Origin of the sequence: Salegentibacter sp. 24 (genome assembly GCF_004362395.1) — a bacterium.
GTDB lineage: Bacteria > Bacteroidota > Bacteroidia > Flavobacteriales > Flavobacteriaceae > Salegentibacter.
The window spans coordinates 1-18,825 of record NZ_SNWE01000006.1; the positions used below are offsets into that span (position 1 = coordinate 1).

Consider the following 18,825-nt stretch of genomic DNA (forward strand, 5'->3'; position numbering starts at 1 on the left):
GGTTCTTAGCCTAGTATTATGGCTGGATGGACCACTATTTATTGTTTGAGAACTTCTCCGAGATGAATTTACTTCTGAATCAAAGGACCTGTTTCTTGATGCAGTGTTTCCGCTTGTTCTGCTTCTATTGTTTCTGATCTGATTCCCGGCATAATTTTCTCTGGTTCCTGCAGCTTCATCTAAAGACATACTTCTGGACGAGCTCATCGAATTTCGGCGGGAATTATTACTGCTTTTTCTTTCGGACTGAATTGTTCTGCTTCTGTTGGACACTTTACTAGACCTTTCAGAATTACGATTACTTCTTATATTATAGTCATTGGAAGCTACCTGGCCCTGATTAGACCTAATTTCCTTTAAATCCCGCATTCCAGAAGTTCTTCTTCCTTTATTATAGGAAACAACGGTTTGATTAGGTCTGTAAAAATTTTGATTTACATTATTAGAATAATGATTGTTAAAATAGTTTACGTGCTGTACATAAGTAAGCCTGTTTGGCTGATAATATGCTCTATAAGGCTGTCCATATACAATACTTACATTTCTATGGGGTCTTGTATAATATTGGTGCCATGGCCTGTAAGCGTATCTATAGTTAAAATGATTTATAAAACCAGTATAATTGGTTATTCGGTTAAAACGATTGTAATGAATATATAAATTTCCAACTCTTGCAATACGTCCATAACGGTTATAATTTATATCGACATTTCCGGCTCTAATAATTCTACCATAGTAATCATAATAAACCGGAACACTTTCAATTTGAATCACCGCACCATAATCATCATATTGAATGTAGGCATCATAATTATAACCTGCATTATAGCTAATATTCATATTTGGAGTGGAGATATTCAAAACCTGGGTTCTTCGGAATTCAGGATTATAATAGAAATCAAATTCTCCATTTGGATAAACGGCAAACTCAACACCATTCTCAACAAAGATAAAAGCGTCTTTGTAAACAGATCGGGAATTAGCTTCTGAAGCTTCCATTGCGGAAATACCAATGAATAAAAAGCTAAATAAAAAGGCGATATTTTTCATAAGTTGCATTTTAGTGTTTTTAACCAGATTCAATAATAGAATCAAAACATAAAATACAAACTACGTGCCAAAATATAAAAGCTCTAAAAAAAGCCTGTTCTTAAAGATTTTTATTTAATAACTAAGCTTTAAATATAAAGTCTGTAAAGAATATTAATATTGGTTGATTTTTTCAAAATCTATAGTTTTTCCTTCAGATAATTTCCTGTGAAAGATTTTTTAGATTTAACAAGTTCTTCAGGGGTTCCCTGGGCTACAATTTTTCCACCATTTATACCTCCACCCGGACCAATGTCAATAATATAATCTGCGCATTTAACCAGATCCATATTGTGTTCTATAACCACTATACTGTGTCCCTTTTCAATAAGGGCATTAAAAGATTTTAGTAATTTTTTTATATCGTGAAAATGAAGTCCTGTAGTCGGTTCATCAAAGATGAATAAAGCTTTTTCTTTAGTAGCGCCTTTTACAAGAAACGAAGCTAATTTTATTCGCTGTGCTTCCCCACCTGAAAGAGTAGAGGAACTTTGCCCTAATTGAACATAGCCTAAACCAACGTCCTGCAAAGGTTTTAGTTTTCTCACGATTTTATCCAACTTATGTTCAGCAAAAAAGCTGGTGGCATCATCTATAGTCATGTTTAAGACATCGTCAATGTTCTTGCCTTCAAACTGGACTTCCAGTACATCTTTTTGAAAACGCTTGCCATTACAAGCTTCACATTCCAGGTGGACATCGGCCATAAACTGCATTTCTATAGTAACCTCCCCTTCACCTTTACAAACTTCACAGCGTCCACCTTCCACATTGAAGGAGAAATGTTTTGGTTTGAAACCTCGAATATTTGATAATTTTTGATCGGAAAATAAGTTTCGGATGTCATCGTAGGCCTTAATATAGGTTACCGGGTTGGAACGGGAGGATCTACCAATTGGATTTTGATCAATATATTCCACGCTCCCAAGATTTTTAAAATCACCTTCTATATCGGTATATTGCCCGGCTTTTTCTCCATAACCTCCAATTTTCTTTTGAATTGCAGGATAAAGGATTTTCTTTACCAAAGTACTTTTCCCACTTCCCGAAACTCCCGTTATCGCTGTAAAGGTTTTTAGTGGAATCGTAACATCTATATTTTGAAGATTATGTTCCCGCGCTCCCAATATTCGTATTTCTCCTGAAGCTTTTCTGCGTATTTTAGGAACCGGGATTTCTTCTTTTCCGTTTAAATATTGAGCGGTTAGGGAGTTTGATTTTAATATTTCTTTTAGGGTGCCAGTGGCTACAACTTCACCCCCATGAGTTCCTGCCTCTGGACCAATATCAATAATCTCATCGGCTGCATTCATAATATCTTCATCGTGTTCCACCACAATTACAGTATTCCCAATATCCCGCAGGTTTTTTAACACGCCTATTAAGCGCTCTGTATCTCGCGGATGTAAACCAATGGAGGGTTCATCCAAAATATACATAGAGCCTACCAGACTACTTCCAAGGGAGGTTGCAAGATTAATTCGCTGGGATTCTCCACCTGATAAGGTATTGGATTTACGGTTTAAAGTGAGATAATCCAGTCCAACTTCTGATAAAAATTTGAGTCGATTGTTGATTTCGGTTAAAAGACGTTTTGCAATTTGTTGATCATATTCATTTAGTTCTATATGAGCAAAAAACTCCCGTACTTTATCAAGAGGTTTTCCTACCAGGTCTGTGATGCTGTGACCGTTAAGTTTCACAAATTCAGCCTCGGGACGTAATCTTTTCCCTTTACAAGTGGTACAACGCGTTTTTCCGCGGTAGCGCGATAGCATTACTCTATTTTGTATTTTATAAGCTTTACTCTCTAAAAACTGAAAGAAATCATTTAAACCTTCAAAATATTGGTTTCCGTTCCAAACCAGTTCCTTTTGCTCCTGGGTGAGTTGAAACCAGGGTTTATGAATAGGAAAATCAAATTTATGTGAATTATTCACCAATTGATCACGGTACCAGCTCATACTATCGCCTCGCCATGGAAAAATAGCATTTTCATATATTGAAAGACCCGTATTGGGAACCACTAAATCCTCGTCTATTCCAATTACATCCCCGTATCCTTCACACTTAGGACAGGCGCCATAAGGATTATTAAAACTGAAAAGATGTACATTGGGCTCCAGGAAACTAATTCCGTCTAATTCGAATTTATTGCTAAAATGTCTCTTCGTCCCAGTTTTTAAATTTTCGATATAAAGTTCTCCTTTACCTTCAAAAAAAGCTGCATCTGTTGCATCCGCAAGTCTATTGTAAAAATCTTCCTCATCCTTAGTAATAATCCTGTCTACTACCAAAAGAGTATCTTTCTGATGAATTTTATCCAGATCGGCCTCATCTATTCTGAGAACCTGATCTTTAACTTGGATACGACTATAACCTTGTTGAGCCAGTACTTTAATTTTTTCTGTTAGGGTTCTACCTTCTTCGATATGGATTGGCGAGAGCAACAACAATTTTTCCCGCTCTTCAAAAGATTTTACATGATTTATTACATCGCTTACCCGATCTCTTTTTACTTCATTACCTGAAACAGGGGAATACGTCCGTCCAATCCTGGCGAAAAGCAATTTGAGGTAATCATATATTTCAGTAGAAGTACCAACGGTTGATCGAGGGTTTGTGGAGTTAACTTTTTGCTCAATAGCTATAGCGGGAGCAATACCTCTGATATAATCAACTTTTGGTTTGTTCAATCGCCCTAAAAACTGTCGGGCATAGGAGGAAAGACTTTCTACATAACGGCGCTGGCCTTCCGCATAAAGTGTATCAAAAGCTAAAGTGGACTTTCCGGATCCGGAAAGTCCGGTAATTACCACCAATTTATTCCTGGGGATAACTACATTTATATTTTTAAGGTTATGCAGTCTTGCACCTTTTATAATTATATTCTCTTTAGGATTAACCTCTGCAACGTCAATATTCATGCTCATTTTTCTAGTTCAAGGATGCAAAGGTACTTAATAAGCAGCAGTGTAAAAAGCCATAAAAATCTTATTGTAATGTTAAAAAATTAAGCTTTTGTTTGCTTTTGTCAAATTTATCTTGCTATATTTGGTCATTCATATTTAACAAACACCTGCCTATAGCATAAAGTTACTTTTAGAAACTAAATAACCTAATCTCGGGAACCCCAACCCTCCTGAACAAAAGTAACTGATATGAATAACGTTGAAATCACAGACGCCGTACTTGTGCGTGAGTACATGCAAGGAAACGAGACTGCACTAAGCAAGCTAATTAACAGACACCACCACCGAATTTATAGTTTTATTTTTTCCAAGGTTTTTGATAGAGATGTTGCGGAAGATATTTTCCAGGATACTTTTATTAAAGTGATCAATACCCTAAAACGAGGGAAATATAATGAAGAAGGTAAATTTCTTCCCTGGGTGATGCGCATTGCTCACAATCTAGTAATTGATCATTTTAGAAGAAATAAGCGTATGCCTAAATTTGATAATAGTGGTGACTTTAATATTTTTTCTGTTTTGAGTGATTCTGATCTAAATGTGGAAACGCAGATCATAAAAGATCAAATTGAAAATGATGTAAAGGAACTTATTAAAGAATTACCGGAAGATCAGTTGGAAGTACTTACTATGAGAATCTATAAAGATATGAGCTTCAAAGAAATATCTGAGCGCACCGGTGTAAGCATCAACACAGCTTTAGGAAGAATGCGCTACGCATTGATAAACCTTCGTAAGATAATTGAAAAACATAAACTGGTTTTAACAAACTAATCTATAATATTCCTCAAAAGATAGCGTTAGTATAAGAAACCAACGCAAAAAATTATCTCATGAGGAAACTTTACACTAAAAAACTATCTAAAAAAGATCAGTTGAAAGATTTGGAAGCCAGGAAAGAAACTGTACAGTTTCTTTTAAATTACTCAAAAGCCTTAAGAGTGGTAAAATGTCGTGGATTTACTTTTGACGCCATTCTTAATTAGAATCCAGTAAAAAAAGACCTGTTTATTAGCCTACAGGTCTTTTTTATTAAGGTTATTTTTTCTTTTTATAATAATCGTTGATAACCGATTTTCTTCCAATTTCCCTTGTTATTATATCTTTTTCAAGGTTCCAGCCACGGGCGGGTGAATACTGTCGCCCGTACCAAATTATTTGTAGATGAAGTTTGTTCCAAAGCTCTTTTGGAAATAACCGCTTGGCATCCTTTTCGGTTTGTGATACATTTTTGCCACTGCTTAAATTCCATCGGTACATTAAGCGGTGTATATGCGTGTCAACGGGAAATGCGGGGATATTAAAAGCCTGTGCCATTACAACACTGGCCGTTTTATGACCAACCGCTGGCAAAGCTTCGAGGGCCTCAAAACTGGCAGGAACTTCTCCCTGATATTTATCCAAAAGAATTCGGGACAAACCATAAATACCTTTAGATTTCATAGGAGAAAGGCCAACGGGTTTAATTATTTCTCTGATTTCATCTACTGAAAGTTTAATCATATCCTTTGGATTGTCGGCAATTTCAAACAATTTAGGAGTAATCTGGTTTACTTTTACATCAGTACTTTGTGCGGAAAGTAAGACAGCAATCAATAAGGTGTATGGATCTTTATGATCTAACGGAATAGGGATTTCCGGATAGATATCATCTAAAGTATCAATTACAAACCTTAGTTTTTCTTGTTTGGTCATATTGTTTAAATTTACTCATTCAGTGAGATCAATTACTTAATTTTATTTAGAAATTTTAAACCTAAATTATATCCTTCTGGCTTTAGCCCAGGGATTGATAAATGCAAAAATAAGAATTATGACAACATTAAAAGCGGGTGATAAAGCCCCGGAATTTTCAGTAAAGGACCAGGATGGGAACACAGTGAATCTTTCCGATTTTAAAGGAAAAAAGCTGGTTTTATTTTTTTATCCGAAGGCAAGTACACCGGGCTGTACTGCAGAAGCATGTAACTTAAGGGATAATTGGGAACGTTTTCAGGAAAAGGGTTATGCAATTTTAGGGGTTAGCGCCGATACCCAAAAAAAACAAAGCAATTTTAAAAATAAGTATGAATTTCCCTTTCCACTGTTAGCCGATGAAGATAAAGAAGTGATCCAGGCTTATGGAGTTTGGGGACCGAAGAAATTTATGGGGAAAGAATATGAAGGTATTCATCGAACCACCTTTATTATCAATGAAAATTCTGAAATCGAAGAAGTCATCAAAAAGGTGAAAACCAAAGCACATACTGATCAAATCCTTTCCGAATAAAATTGGAGTTAAGATCTTGAGTTAAAATTGTCACTCGGGCATTTCGAAATACCTTCTATTATAGGCTTAGGGTGACAATTTGATTTAAAGATTAAAACCAATATAAACCCAAAAAGTCAATTATAATTAATTTTATTTTTTAAAACTACCTTTTGAATAGTGGCTGTGCTGTCGCAATTCTCAATTTGAAGTTCAAGACTTCTTGAATTCACTTCTTTGGTAACCAGGTAAATATTACAGGGGATTCTATCGGTGTTGCTGCGACTGAAATCCACATCACCATTTTCCAAACTTTGGGAAACCAGTGCGGTATCCAATTTATTATCTTTAAAATACCTAATAGCAGCGTCAGAAAATTTTCGCTCTTTAATTCTGATGTTTTTTAAGACTCTTGCCTGGGGAGAATAATCACAAGAAGTTTTCTTTCCACCTAAAAAGAAAAGTAAAAGCATTATTCCGAAGAACAGACCCACGGAGAAATATCCAATTCTATGAATTAGTTTCATCTTTTTTTAATTTTGAAAAAGCGAATTTGGCTGAAAATTGATCTAAAAAATGAGCAAATTAATGTCTCTATAAGATAGATCAAACCAATCGGCTATAGATTTGTTGGTTAAAATTCCGTGGTAAAAGTACAAACCATTTCGCAAACCCTTATCAAATCTTAAAGTGTTTTCAAGACCGCCCTCTTCAGCAATATGCAAGAGATATGGCGTGAAAATGTTACTGATGGAAAGCGAAGAGGAGCGCGCATATCTTGAAGGGATATTAGGGACGCAATAATGTAAAACATTATGTTTGGTAAAAATAGGTTTGTCATGGGTAGTGATCTCGCTGGTCTCTATACAACCGCCCATATCTATACTTACATCTATAATGACTGCGCCACGTTTCATACTGGTCACCATATCTTCTGTAATCAGCACTGGGGAACGATTTTTACCACGCACCGCACCAATGAGAACATCGCAACGTTTTATAGCCTTACTAAGGTTTTTGGGCTGGATAGTAGAAGTATAAAATGTTTGATTAAGATTTGTTTGAATATTTCGAAGACGGGTAAGGGAACTGTCAAAAACCTTTATACTAGCTCCAAGGCCCAATGAAGCCCTTGCGGCAAACTCACCAACAGTTCCTGCGCCAAGAATAACTACTTCAACAGGGGGAACACCACTAATATTTCCAAACATTAAACCATTTCCGTTAATATTATTGCTCATAATTTCGGAAGCGATTAAAACAGAAGCAGTACCGGCTATCTCACTCAAGGCTCTAACTATAGGGTAACTCCCATCGTCGTCACGAATAAACTCAAAGCCTAATGCAGTGATTCTTTTTGAAGCCAATTTCTGAAAATACTCCTTGCACTGGGTTTTGAGCTGAAGGGCGGAAATTAAAATAGTTTGCGGATTTATCAGATCCAATTCTTTTATTGAAGGCGGTTCGATTTTTAGGATAGTAGGACAGGAAAAGACTTTTTTAGTGTCTTTGGTAATTTCAGCCCCGGCATTGGAATAATCTTTATCGCTGAAGCGCGCCCATTTCCCGGCATTGGATTCAATTAGTACACGATGCCCGTGGGCCGTTATGGCCGCCACTGCATCGGGACTTAAACAAATGCGTTTTTCCTGATAAGAGGTCTCTTTGGGGATACCGATAAATAATTTCCCCTTGTTCTTATAGATTTCGAGGGTTTCTTCCTGCGGAATTAATTGCTCTTTGGTGAAAGGCGAAACCTGTTTTCCCATAGTTAACTGCTAAAACTTTAGAAAAGGGAATTTACAATTATTTTTAAAAATAGCGATTGTTAAAGTCTGGTATAGTATTCCTCCTGTGCAGGTTCCCAATATTCCCCCTCTTCCTGGAAGGATTTTAATTCCCGGCGGTCCGTTTCAGAGATCGGGGAGAAGACCGAAACATCAGTCTCATCGATTTCGCTCAGGTCAATCCCATAAACCCTGTCAAAGATTTTGATTCGGATAAGATAAACCAATGAAAGAATGACTATAAAAAATGGCGCGAGATAGATTAAACCGTCTGTATCCATTATAAACGCAGTTTCCGAATATACATCCTGATAAAAAGTAACTATAATTTGATAAGAATACATGGATATTGGAATAAGAATCACGTGATACCACCAATGTTTGCATGTAAAAAACCATATGAATAGTAATAGTAGGGGGGTAAGCTTACCTAGATAAGTCCAGGCGGCAGTCATCACATCTTCATAATATTTACTCTCATAGGTAAAAAAAGAATTTTCCCAAACGGGACCGCTTGGGAAAATTTCATATAAATAAAATAAATAGGGTGAAAATGCTATGCTAAGCGCTATTATACTACCCAGCAGCAGGAATTTTGATGAGTCTTTTGTCGACAGCTTGTTCTTTAATTTGGTCATTACTGGTATCGTTATCCGAAGTTGAAGTTACAAAAAAACTTGCTCCAAAAATTGCTGCTGCGAAAAGTACTGCTTTAAGTCTCATAATATTTATGTTTTAATTGTTATTTCGTTTTGTTTACTGAAGCAAACCTATAGAAATATAAAACACTAAAAATTAATACATTAATCGTACTTTTGCACCTTTTTTTAAGCAAAAAAATGGCTATTTTTTAACAGTTTTTACTTTACACTGCTAAAAAAATAATGGTTAAAAATAACAAATAAATCTCTAAATACTACTTTTCCTTTTCTATTGTTTACTAAAACCTATCAGTCTACTAACACAAAAATTTTGACCAAAAAAGCAAAGCTTTAAGTTTTCATTAACACAACTTTAACATCCTTATATTTTTCTTTTCCGTAGAAATCTCAATTTTTTGAAAATTTTCCTGCAGGAAATCCTGTATTTTCTGTGGCCATTCTATTAAAATCCATCCGGGAGAATTAAAATATTCCTCAATTCCTATATCCAGGGCTTCATTTGGGTCTTCCAGCCTGTAAAAATCAAAATGATATATTGGTTCCCGGGGAGTGTGATATTCATTAACCAATGAAAATGTGGGGCTTGAAACTCTATCTTGGCTACCTAAAGCTTGAACTAACGCTTTAATAAGGGTAGTTTTGCCAGCACCCATCTCGCCATAAAATAATAAGACTTTATTTTTAGCGTGTTCAATAATATACTGTGCAGCCTCATCAATTTGGGCTAAATTGTAGGTAATCGACATATAGGTAATAGATTTTAGGCACAACAAAGATAGGGAATAATTTAATATTCCCTATAAGTATCTATTAATCAACTCACGAGATCCTTATTTTGGATTCATAACTACAAAGGGAATAATCATTTCTTCCAGTGAAACACCGCCATGCTGATAGGTATTACGATAATAGCTTACGTAATGATTAAAATTATTAGGATAGGCAAAAAATAGATCCCCCTTTGCAAAGATAAAGGAGCTACTCATATTGATACTAGGCAAATGAATGCTCTTAGGATCTGTAGCTGCCAAAACATCCTTCTCTTCATAGGTAAGGCTTTTTCCCGTTTTATATCGCAAATTTAAGCTGGTGTTTTTGTCCCCAATGACCTTTGAAGGATTTTTTACATTAATGGTACCGTGATCGGTAGTGATGATTAATTTAAATCCGAGTTGGCGCGCCTGTTGAATAATATCAAGTAGGGGGGAATTCTTAAACCAACTATAAGTTAAAGATCTATAGGATTTATCGTTGGAAGCTAATTCCTTGATTACTTCCATTTCGGTCTTGGAATGGGAAAGCATATCCACAAAATTGTAAACTACAACGGTCAGATCGTTATCTTTTTGTGTTTTGAAGTTTTCCGCCAGTTTTTTTCCGGCTTTTAAACTTGTGATTTTGTGATATTCATGCTTAAAATTTTTCCCTAGCCTTTTGAGTTGTTCGTTTAAGAATTCAGCCTCATGATTGTTTTTTCCACCCTCCTCGGTATCGTTCTTCCAGTACTGAGGAAATAAGTTTTCCATTTCGCTCGGCATAAGTCCTGAGAACATTGCGTTACGCGCATACTGCGTGGCTGTAGGTAAAATACTATAGTAAGGTTCTTCCTTTTCTTTCTTATAATAATTGGCAATTACCGGTTCCAGTGCTTTCCACTGGTCATATCTCAAATTATCAACAACAACAAGTAAGGTGGGTTGCTCCTTAGTTATTTCCGGAACAACTCTTTGCTTAAAAATCGTGTGAGACATTATTGGTGCCTGCGTATCTTTCTCAAACCATGCGGGGTAATTCTTATCGATAAACTTACAAAACTGCGTATTGGCTTCGTTTTTCTGAGATTCCAGAATTTCAAACATTCCGCTGTCTTCCAGACCTTCCAGTTGTAGTTCCCAGTAAATTAATTTCTGATAAAGCTCGGCCCATTCTTCAAAGGTATTTACCTGGCTAAGATCCATGGCGATTTTCCGGAATTCCTGCTGATAATTTGAAGTGGTTTTTTCAGAAATAAGTCGAGAATGATCCAGATTCTTTTTGATACTTAGTAAGATCTGGTTTGGATTTACCGGTTTTATAAGGTAATCGGCTATCTTGGAGCCAATGGCTTCTTCCATGATATATTCCTCCTCGCTTTTTGTGATCATTACAACAGGAAGGTTTTCAAGCTTCTCCTTTATTTCTGCTAGAGTTTCCAGACCTGTTAGCCCCGGCATATTTTCATCAAGAAAAACAATATCAAAACTTTCCTCTTCTATTTGTTCCAAAGCTTCAGTCCCACTTTGGCAGGTTACAACCTGATAATCTTTTGATTCCAAAAACAAAATATGTGGTTTCAGTAAATCTATTTCATCATCTACCCAAAGGATTTTTATCTTATTCATATCTTATACTTTTAACCGGAACTCCGGTTTTTTTATAACTTAATTATAGCTTTTTTAACTTCCAAAGTCTATATATGTATCTTTGTTGTAAATTAATACTTACAAAGCTTGATTTCAACTAATAAACTCAAAATATTAAACGACCCAATTTACGGATTTATTACCATCCCCAGTGAGCGGATCTTCAGTATTATTGAGCATTCTTACTTTCAACGCCTCAGACGAATATCGCAAATGGGTATGTCGTATTTGGTATATCCCGGTGCACATCATACCCGATTTCATCATGCGATAGGCTGTGTGCATTTAATGCAGAAAGCAGTGCAGATCCTTCGGCATAAAGGGGTTATGATTTCCCAGGCCGAGGAAGAAGCCCTTCAAATTGCTATTCTATTGCACGATATAGGCCATGGGCCTTTCTCGCATGCGATGGAACACAGCATTGTAGAAGGCGTTGATCATGAAAGTATTTCGTTGCTTTTTATGGAAGAAATGAACCGAGACTTTAACCAAAGTTTAACGCTGGCGCTAAAAATTTTTCGAGGTACCTATAACCGAAGGTTTCTGAATCAATTAATTTCAAGTCAACTGGATATGGACCGTTTGGATTATTTAAAACGCGATAGTTTTTACACAGGGGCTGCAGAAGGAAACATTAATAGTGAACGCCTAATTACGATGCTTAATGTGGTCAATGACGACCTGGTCATAGAAGAAAAGGGAATATATTCGGTAGAGAAATTTTTGGTGGCCAGAAGGCTTATGTACTGGCAGGTATATTTACACAAAACCAGCCTGGTTGCCGAGCAGCTTTTAATAAGGGTATTGAAGCGCGCAAAGGAACTTGTGGAAAAAGGTGAAACCCTTAATGCCAGTAAGTCGCTTTCATATTTTCTATACAATAAAATTGGCCCGGAAAATTTTACTTCAAAAACCTTATCGGTCTTTGCGCGATTAGACGATTACGATATTATTTCGGCTATGAAGGAGTGGCAGGACCATGAGGATTTTGTGCTGCGAAATTTATGTAATATGATTATCAATAGGGAACTTTTAAAGGTGAAAATCAAGAAGAAAAAACCTTCTTCTGAAAAACTTAAAAAACACAGCCTGGCTCTTCAGGAAAAGGAGAATATTTCAGCAAAAGAAGCTGATTATTTTGTATTTAGCGGGGAAGTGACCAATACCGCTTATAAGAGTGAAAACAATAGTATTAATATTTTACATAAGAACGGAAAGATTAGTGATGTGGCCAAAGCTTCGGACCAATTGAATTTGAAAGCGCTTTCAAAAACTGTGGTCAAGTATTATATGTGTTACCCGAAGGTCAAACATTAACGCTTTTTTTTTACTTTTGCCAGAATGAAATTTACAGCAGCACAAATAGCAGAGATTCTCGAGGGAAAAATTGAGGGTAATCCTGAGGTCGAAGTATCTGAATTAGCTAAAATTGAAGAAGGAGGTAAAGGCTCCCTTACCTTTTTAAGCAATCCTAAATATACTTCCTATATCTATTCCACTCAGGCTTCTATAACTATTGTAAATAGTGATTTTAAAGCCGAAGAACCTATAACTACTACTTTAATAAAGGTAAAAGATGCCTATAAGGCATTTTCAAAATTATTAGAATATTATAACCAAATAAAGTTAAACAAGCAAGGAATTGAACAACCCAGTTTTGTTTCTGATTCAGCAAAATTTGGCGAAAATCTTTATTTGGGAGCTTTCGCTTATATAGGAGAGAACGTAAGTATTGGGAATAATGTAAAAATTTATCCCAATGTATATATCGGAGATAATGTTAGCATCGCGGACGATGTACTCATTTTTCCCGGAGTAAAAGTTTATTCAGAAACAGTTATTGGCAGTAATTGCGTACTACATAGTGGTGTAATAGTAGGAGCTGATGGTTTCGGTTTTAGTCCAGATGAGAATGGAAAATATACCAAAGTACCGCAAATAGGAAATGTGATTATCGAAGATAATGTTGATATTGGAGCCGGTACCACCATAGATCGGGCTACCTTGGGTTCCACTATAATAAGGGAAGGGGTGAAACTGGATAATCAGATTCAGATCGCTCATAATGTCGAAATTGGTTCTAATACCGCCATAGCTGCACAGACCGGAATAGCTGGTTCTACCAAAATTGGTAAGAATTGTCTTATTGGTGGGCAGGCCGGTATAGCAGGACATTTACAGATAGGAGACCGAGTGAAAATCCAGGCGCAATCCGGGATTGGTAGAAATGTAAAGAACGATGAAATGTTACAGGGTTCACCCGCATTTGGTTATGGAGATTTCGCAAAATCTTATGTTCATTTTAAAAACTTACCTAAAACCGTAGATACACTTAATCAACTAGAAAAAAAGATTAAAAATGGCTTATAAAAAAGCGAAACAACATACTATCGATCAGGAGGTTTCTCTTGATGGCGTTGGTCTGCACACCGGCCAAAAGGTTAAGATCACATTTAAACCAGGTCCGGAAAATTCTGGATATGTATTTAAAAGAATAGATTTAGAAGGGGAACCAGAGATTGAAGCTGACGTGAGTTATGTGGTAAATACACAGCGTGGTACCAATCTTGAAAAAAATGGTGTGAAAATTCAGACTTCAGAGCATGTGCTTGCTGCTTGTGTTGGCCTGGATATAGATAACATTTTAATTGAATTAAATGCTTCTGAACCTCCAATTATGGATGGTTCCTCAAAATTTTTCGTGGAGGCTCTTGAAAAAGCAGGAGTTGTAGCTCAGGAAGCAGAGCGTGAAGAATTTATTGTTGAGGAAGTTATTTCTTATCACGACGATGAAAGCGGAAGCGAGATTATTGTTATGCCTGCCGATCAATACCAGGTAACAACAATGGTAGATTTTGGCACAAAAGTTCTAGGGACACAAAATGCCTCGATTTCTCATCTATCCCAGTTCAAGGACGAAATTTCAGATGCAAGAACTTTCAGTTTTTTACACGAACTGGAAGCATTGCTGGATAACGGTTTAATAAAAGGTGGTGATTTAAATAACGCTATCGTATATGTAGATAAAGAGATAAACGAAGAAACCTTTAAAAAACTTCGAATTGCCTTTAATCGTGATAATATTTCAGTAAAACAAAACGGGATTCTTGATAACCTCACCTTACATTATCCCAATGAAGCAGCAAGACATAAACTGTTAGATGTACTTGGAGATCTGGCTTTGATAGGAACCCGAATTCGTGGAAAAGTCATTGCTAACAAGCCGGGCCATTACGTAAACACCCAATTTGCAAAAAAACTGGCTAAAATAATCAAGGCTGAAAAAAGAAATAATGTTCCCAAGATAGACCTTGATCAAAAACCCTTGATGGACGTTACAGACATCATGGATATTCTGCCTCATAGATCACCCTTTCTGCTTGTAGACAAAATTTATAGTTGTACAGAAACTTGTGTAATCGGTATGAAAAATGTCACTATGAATGAACCCTTCTTTGTGGGACATTTTCCAGGGAAACCGGTAATGCCTGGCGTACTCCAGGTAGAAGCTATGGCTCAAACCGGAGGAATTCTTGCTTTAAAATCCGTTCCGGACCCTGAAAACTATCTTACTTATTTTATGAAAATTGATAATGTAAGATTCAAACAACAGGTTGTACCTGGTGACACCTTAATATTCAAATTAGAATTACTTGCGCCCATCAGACGTGGAATCTGCCAAATGCAGGGTTACGCTTATGTCAATGGGAAACTGGCTACAGAAGCTATACTCATGGCGCAAATTGTAAAATCAAAATAAAAAATATGAACCAGCCTTTAGCTTACGTACATCCGGGAGCCAAAATTGCTAAGAATGTAGTGATTGAACCTTTTACTACCATACATAATAATGTAGTAATTGGAGAAGGAACCTGGATAGGATCTAACGTAACTATTATGGAAGGTGCCCGAATTGGAAAGAATTGTAGTATTTTTCCGGGAGCCGTTATTTCTGCTATCCCGCAGGATAAAAAGTTTGATGATGAAGATACCATAACCGTTATTGGAGATAATACCACCGTTAGGGAGTGCGTAACCATTAATCGTGGTACTACAGACCGAATGAAAACAGTGATCGGAAAAAATTGTTGGATAATGGCTTACTGCCATATTGCTCATGATTGTATTGTGGGCGATAACTGTATTTTCTCCAATAATAGTACACTTGCAGGTCATATAAATGTTGGGGACTATGTTATTCTTGCAGGAATGGCGGCCATTCAACAATTTTGTAGCATAGGAAGACACGCCTTTGTCACCGGTGGGTCTTTAGTTAGAAAAGATGTCCCGCCTTTTGTGAAAGCAGGAAGAGAACCGCTCTCTTATGTGGGTATAAATTCCATAGGTTTACGCCGAAGGGGGTTTACTACAGAAAAAATTCGGGAGATACAGGATATTTATAGAATTTTATATCAAAAAAATTATAATAATTCCCAGGCAGTTGCCATAATTGAAGCAGAAATGCAGGCAACGGCTGAGAGGGACGAAATTTTAGAATTTATTAAAAACTCACAGCGAGGTATCATGAAAGGATACTTTAGTTCAAATTAAAACCTAAAAAATGGCTAGTACAAGTGATATTAGAAACGGATTATGTATTCGTTATAACCACGATATTTATAAAATAACTGAATTTTTACACGTTAAACCTGGGAAAGGGCCTGCTTTTGTCAGAACCAAGCTAAAAAGTGTAACTACCGGAAAAGTAATTGAAAATACATTTTCTGCCGGACATAAGATTGAGGATGTGCGTGTGGAAACTCATAAGTTCCAGTATTTGTATAATGATGGAGAATTCTATCATTTTATGAATGTTGAAGATTATACACAGATTCGATTGGTTGAGAGTGTTTTAGATCAGCCACAGCTTCTAAAGGAAGGCGAAGTGGTTACTGTAATAATCAATACTGAAGACAATGCACCACTTTCTGTAGAGATGCCTGCAAGTGTCGTTTTAGAAGTCACCCATACCGAGCCCGGAGTAAAAGGAAATACTGCAACAAATGCCACTAAACCTGCTACGGTCGAAACAGGTGCAGAAGTAAACGTTCCGTTATTTATCAATGAAGGGGATAAAATTAAAATAGAAACCGAAAAGGGGACCTATAAGGAACGAATGAAAGAATAGGCTGTGAGCTTAAAAGTTCAGAGTTCGTGATGCTATTTATTTTCAGCCTGTAGGAAAAACGAGAATAAATAACATCCGCAAAAAAATACAGGATGACTTATCTATCAAAGATGGGATCTTAACAAGATTAGTTTTATGAAATTTCCAAATGAACATACGCTGCAGCAAATTGCTACTATTATTAATGCTGAATATATTGGTGATGCCAATTTCCCTGTACTGGGAATGAATGAAATTCACGTGGTAACCCCAGGTGATATCGTTTTTGTAGATCATCCAAAATATTATGATAAGGCCTTAAATTCTGCAGCGACTGTAATTCTAATCAATAAACAAGTTGATTGTCCTCAAGGAAAAGCCCTACTAATTTCGGAAGATCCCTTTTCAGATTTTAATAAACTCACCCAGTATTTCAGACCTTTTAAAAAAGCCGGTAAATCTATTTCGGACTCTGCACAAATAGGGGAGGGCACACATATTCAGCCCAATACTTTTATTGGGAATAATGTAAGAATTGGCAGTAATTGCCTGATTCATTCCAACGTAAGTATTTATGATAATGCCGTTATTGGAAATCATGTAATAATTCATTCGGGCACCGTTTTAGGTGGAGATGCCTTTTATTACAAGAATCGAGAAAAAGGTTTTGATAAGTTAAAGTCAGGTGGACGTGTAGTAATTGAGAATAATGTAGAAATTGGTGCTAATTGTACTATAGATAAAGGCGTGACTGGTGATACAAGAATTAAAGAGGGTACGAAACTAGATAATTTAATCCAGGTTGGTCACGATACTGTCATTGGTAGAAAATGTCTTATTGCCAGCCAGGTGGGTATTGCCGGTTGTGTGATTATTGAAGATGAAGTTACGGTTTGGGGACAGGTAGGAATGCGAAGCGGAATAACCGTTGAGAAGGGTGGGGTCCTGATGGGCCAGGCAGGAATTACTAAATCTACCAAAGCCAATAAAATCTACACCGGGAATCCTGCTATGGAATCAAGAGCAAAATTAAAAGAGTTGGCACTTTTAAGGCAATTACCTAAATTGCTGGACAAATTAAAATAAATACTATGGGCGTAAAAAGTAAAGATATTGTTGAGAATTTTTATACTTCCCTATTCAATGGGGAAAACGATACATTAGACAATTACTTACATCCCAATGTAACCCTTACCTGGTATGGTACTACCGGCCTTAAAAAATTGGATTTTAATGAAATCCAGCACTTAAGGGACGATATGGCTAAAAACTTTGAATCGCTTAAGGCTGAAGTTGAGAAAATAATTCAGGAAGGGAACCAGATCGCTATTCAGTTTACTTATCACGTAAAGACTATAGAAAACCCGGATGAGGAAATGCCACTTGCTCATTTTTTGGCTATTTGGGAATTAAAAGACGATAAGCTCTTTAAAGGTGTACAAATCTCACAGCTTGGTGAGGAAATCGATGAAAGTCCCTGGTCTTAAAGGCTGAAATTATTTCTTAAAATCTTTTCAAGGCTAAAAGTTTAGTTCAATTTTAAGACTTTAGCCCTAATAAACCCATCAAAAACTTTAGGTTTTATATTTAAAAACCTACTTTTGTAATCGCAAAAATCAAAAAATTTATGAGCGTTTTAGTTAATAAAAATTCAAAAATAATAGTTCAGGGATTTACCGGTAGCGAAGGTACATTTCACGCAGAACAGATGATAGAATACGGAACCAACGTAGTTGGAGGTGTCACTCCTGGAAAGGGAGGTCAAAAACATCTGAACAAACCGGTTTTCAATACGGTTTCAGAAGCTGTTGATAAGACAGATGCCGATGTTTCTATAATTTTTGTACCACCAGCCTTTGCAGCTGATGCAATTATGGAAGCTGCGGATGCTGGAATTAAAGTCATCATCACCATTACAGAAGGAATTCCAGTTGCTGATATGGTAAAAGCATATGATTACATTAAAGACAGGGATTGCCGTTTGGTAGGTCCTAATTGTCCTGGTGTTATTACTCCCGGAGAAGCCAAGGTGGGAATTATGCCAGGTTTTGTTTTCAAAAAGGGAAAAGTAGGTATTGTATCAAAATCCGGAACTTTGACCTACGAAGCTGCCGATCAGGTTGTGAAACAAGGTCTGGGGATCACCACGGCTATCGGTATAGGTGGAGATCCAATTATTGGGACTACTACCAAAGAGGCCGTAGAATTGTTGATGAACGATGATGAAACCGAATGTATTGTGATGATTGGTGAAATTGGCGGTCAACTTGAAGCAGATGCCGCAACCTGGATTAAGGAAAATGGAAACAGAAAGCCAGTTGTAGGTTTTATTGCAGGAGAAACTGCACCAGCCGGTCGTACTATGGGACACGCAGGTGCTATTGTGGGTGGAAGCGAAGATACAGCACAGGCCAAGAAGGCTATTCTCAAAGAAAATGGAATTCATGTCGTTGATTCTCCAGCAGAAATTGGAAAAAAGGTAGCTGAGGTTATGAAAGGCTAATTGTGAAAATCTAAATAAAAATGTAACGTTTTAAGTTCGCTGATGTCTAACATTA

20 protein-coding genes are annotated in these 18,825 nt (G+C 36.6%); 11 read left to right on the forward strand and 9 right to left on the reverse strand.

What is annotated here, in order from left to right; genetic code table 11:
• Both DET49_RS05380 and uvrA read right to left on the reverse strand, forming a co-directional pair.
• Positions 1-1,050, reverse strand: a 1,050-nt coding sequence (locus tag DET49_RS05380) for a hypothetical protein (RefSeq protein WP_133547078.1), incomplete at its 3' end; no start/stop codon positions are given.
• 179 nt (positions 1,051-1,229) lie between these two features.
• Positions 1,230-4,016 carry an excinuclease ABC subunit UvrA gene (gene uvrA / locus DET49_RS05385; RefSeq protein WP_133547242.1) on the reverse strand — a complete coding sequence of 929 codons (2,787 nt, stop codon included), beginning with the start codon at positions 4,014-4,016 and terminating at the stop codon, positions 1,230-1,232.
• Between the two features lie 234 nt (positions 4,017-4,250).
• Between uvrA and DET49_RS05390 the strand changes: the two genes are divergently transcribed.
• Both DET49_RS05390 and DET49_RS18410 read left to right on the forward strand, forming a co-directional pair.
• Positions 4,251-4,835 (forward strand): RNA polymerase sigma factor, encoded by a 585-nt coding sequence (locus tag DET49_RS05390; protein WP_133547079.1) that lies wholly within the window; start codon positions 4,251-4,253, stop codon positions 4,833-4,835.
• A 59-nt stretch (positions 4,836-4,894) separates the two neighbouring features.
• Positions 4,895-5,047, forward strand: a complete 153-nt coding sequence (locus DET49_RS18410) for a hypothetical protein (protein ID WP_166636545.1) — start codon at positions 4,895-4,897, stop codon at positions 5,045-5,047.
• 52 nt (positions 5,048-5,099) lie between these two features.
• Here the strand turns inward: DET49_RS18410 and DET49_RS05395 are convergent, their stop codons facing one another.
• The gene (locus DET49_RS05395; protein ID WP_133547080.1) at positions 5,100-5,756 is read right to left on the reverse strand and encodes an endonuclease III domain-containing protein; all 657 of its coding nucleotides are present in this window, start codon (positions 5,754-5,756) and stop codon (positions 5,100-5,102) included.
• A gap of 118 nt (positions 5,757-5,874) precedes the next feature.
• Here DET49_RS05395 and bcp point away from each other — a divergent pair, with 118 nt between their 5' ends.
• Positions 5,875-6,330, forward strand: coding sequence for a thioredoxin-dependent thiol peroxidase (gene bcp, locus DET49_RS05400; RefSeq protein WP_133547081.1), 456 nt, complete (start codon positions 5,875-5,877; stop codon positions 6,328-6,330).
• A gap of 116 nt (positions 6,331-6,446) precedes the next feature.
• On the opposite strand, the gene DET49_RS05405 is transcribed toward bcp, so the two are convergent.
• The 6 genes from DET49_RS05405 to DET49_RS05425 form a co-directional block, all read right to left on the reverse strand.
• Positions 6,447-6,836 carry a DUF4258 domain-containing protein gene (locus DET49_RS05405; protein WP_133547082.1) on the reverse strand — a complete coding sequence of 130 codons (390 nt, stop codon included), beginning with the start codon at positions 6,834-6,836 and terminating at the stop codon, positions 6,447-6,449.
• 42 nt (positions 6,837-6,878) lie between these two features.
• Complete coding sequence (locus DET49_RS05410; protein WP_133547083.1) at positions 6,879-8,078, reverse strand: alanine dehydrogenase; 1,200 nt, start codon at positions 8,076-8,078, stop codon at positions 6,879-6,881.
• 59 nt (positions 8,079-8,137) lie between these two features.
• The gene (locus DET49_RS05415; protein WP_133547084.1) at positions 8,138-8,734 is read right to left on the reverse strand and encodes a hypothetical protein; all 597 of its coding nucleotides are present in this window, start codon (positions 8,732-8,734) and stop codon (positions 8,138-8,140) included.
• Complete coding sequence (locus tag DET49_RS18415) at positions 8,673-8,819, reverse strand: hypothetical protein (protein WP_166636546.1); 147 nt, start codon at positions 8,817-8,819, stop codon at positions 8,673-8,675. The genes DET49_RS05415 and DET49_RS18415 overlap by 62 nt, the downstream gene beginning before the upstream one ends.
• A 280-nt stretch (positions 8,820-9,099) precedes the next feature.
• Positions 9,100-9,504: a tRNA (adenosine(37)-N6)-threonylcarbamoyltransferase complex ATPase subunit type 1 TsaE gene (gene tsaE, locus DET49_RS05420; protein ID WP_133547085.1), complete on the reverse strand. Its 405-nt coding sequence runs from the start codon at positions 9,502-9,504 to the stop codon at positions 9,100-9,102.
• An 84-nt stretch (positions 9,505-9,588) separates the two neighbouring features.
• Entirely contained in the window at positions 9,589-11,139 is a 1,551-nt protein-coding gene (locus DET49_RS05425; RefSeq protein ID WP_133547086.1) for a PglZ domain-containing protein, read from the reverse strand.
• Positions 11,140-11,247: 108 nt separating this feature from the next.
• Here DET49_RS05425 and DET49_RS05430 point away from each other — a divergent pair, with 108 nt between their 5' ends.
• The 8 genes from DET49_RS05430 (at position 11,248) to sucD (ending at position 18,770) form a co-directional block, all read left to right on the forward strand.
• Positions 11,248-12,477, forward strand: a complete 1,230-nt coding sequence (locus DET49_RS05430; RefSeq protein ID WP_133547087.1) for an HD domain-containing protein — start codon at positions 11,248-11,250, stop codon at positions 12,475-12,477.
• 24 nt (positions 12,478-12,501) lie between these two features.
• Positions 12,502-13,530 carry a UDP-3-O-(3-hydroxymyristoyl)glucosamine N-acyltransferase gene (gene lpxD / locus DET49_RS05435; protein ID WP_133547088.1) on the forward strand — a complete coding sequence of 343 codons (1,029 nt, stop codon included), beginning with the start codon at positions 12,502-12,504 and terminating at the stop codon, positions 13,528-13,530.
• Positions 13,520-14,920 carry a bifunctional UDP-3-O-[3-hydroxymyristoyl] N-acetylglucosamine deacetylase/3-hydroxyacyl-ACP dehydratase gene (locus DET49_RS05440; RefSeq protein ID WP_133547089.1) on the forward strand — a complete coding sequence of 467 codons (1,401 nt, stop codon included), beginning with the start codon at positions 13,520-13,522 and terminating at the stop codon, positions 14,918-14,920. The genes lpxD and DET49_RS05440 overlap by 11 nt, the downstream gene beginning before the upstream one ends.
• A gap of 5 nt (positions 14,921-14,925) precedes the next feature.
• Positions 14,926-15,711: an acyl-ACP--UDP-N-acetylglucosamine O-acyltransferase gene (gene lpxA, locus DET49_RS05445; protein ID WP_079734985.1), complete on the forward strand. Its 786-nt coding sequence runs from the start codon at positions 14,926-14,928 to the stop codon at positions 15,709-15,711.
• Positions 15,712-15,721: 10 nt separating this feature from the next.
• Entirely contained in the window at positions 15,722-16,288 is a 567-nt protein-coding gene (gene efp / locus DET49_RS05450; protein WP_133547090.1) for an elongation factor P, read from the forward strand.
• Between the two features lie 135 nt (positions 16,289-16,423).
• Entirely contained in the window at positions 16,424-17,353 is a 930-nt protein-coding gene (locus tag DET49_RS05455) for a UDP-3-O-(3-hydroxymyristoyl)glucosamine N-acyltransferase (protein WP_133547091.1), read from the forward strand.
• A gap of 5 nt (positions 17,354-17,358) precedes the next feature.
• Positions 17,359-17,754 (forward strand): nuclear transport factor 2 family protein, encoded by a 396-nt coding sequence (locus DET49_RS05460; RefSeq protein ID WP_133547092.1) that lies wholly within the window; start codon positions 17,359-17,361, stop codon positions 17,752-17,754.
• A 140-nt stretch (positions 17,755-17,894) separates the two neighbouring features.
• Positions 17,895-18,770, forward strand: coding sequence for a succinate--CoA ligase subunit alpha (sucD, locus tag DET49_RS05465; protein WP_133547093.1), 876 nt, complete (start codon positions 17,895-17,897; stop codon positions 18,768-18,770).
• Positions 18,771-18,825: the final 55 nt, after the last annotated feature.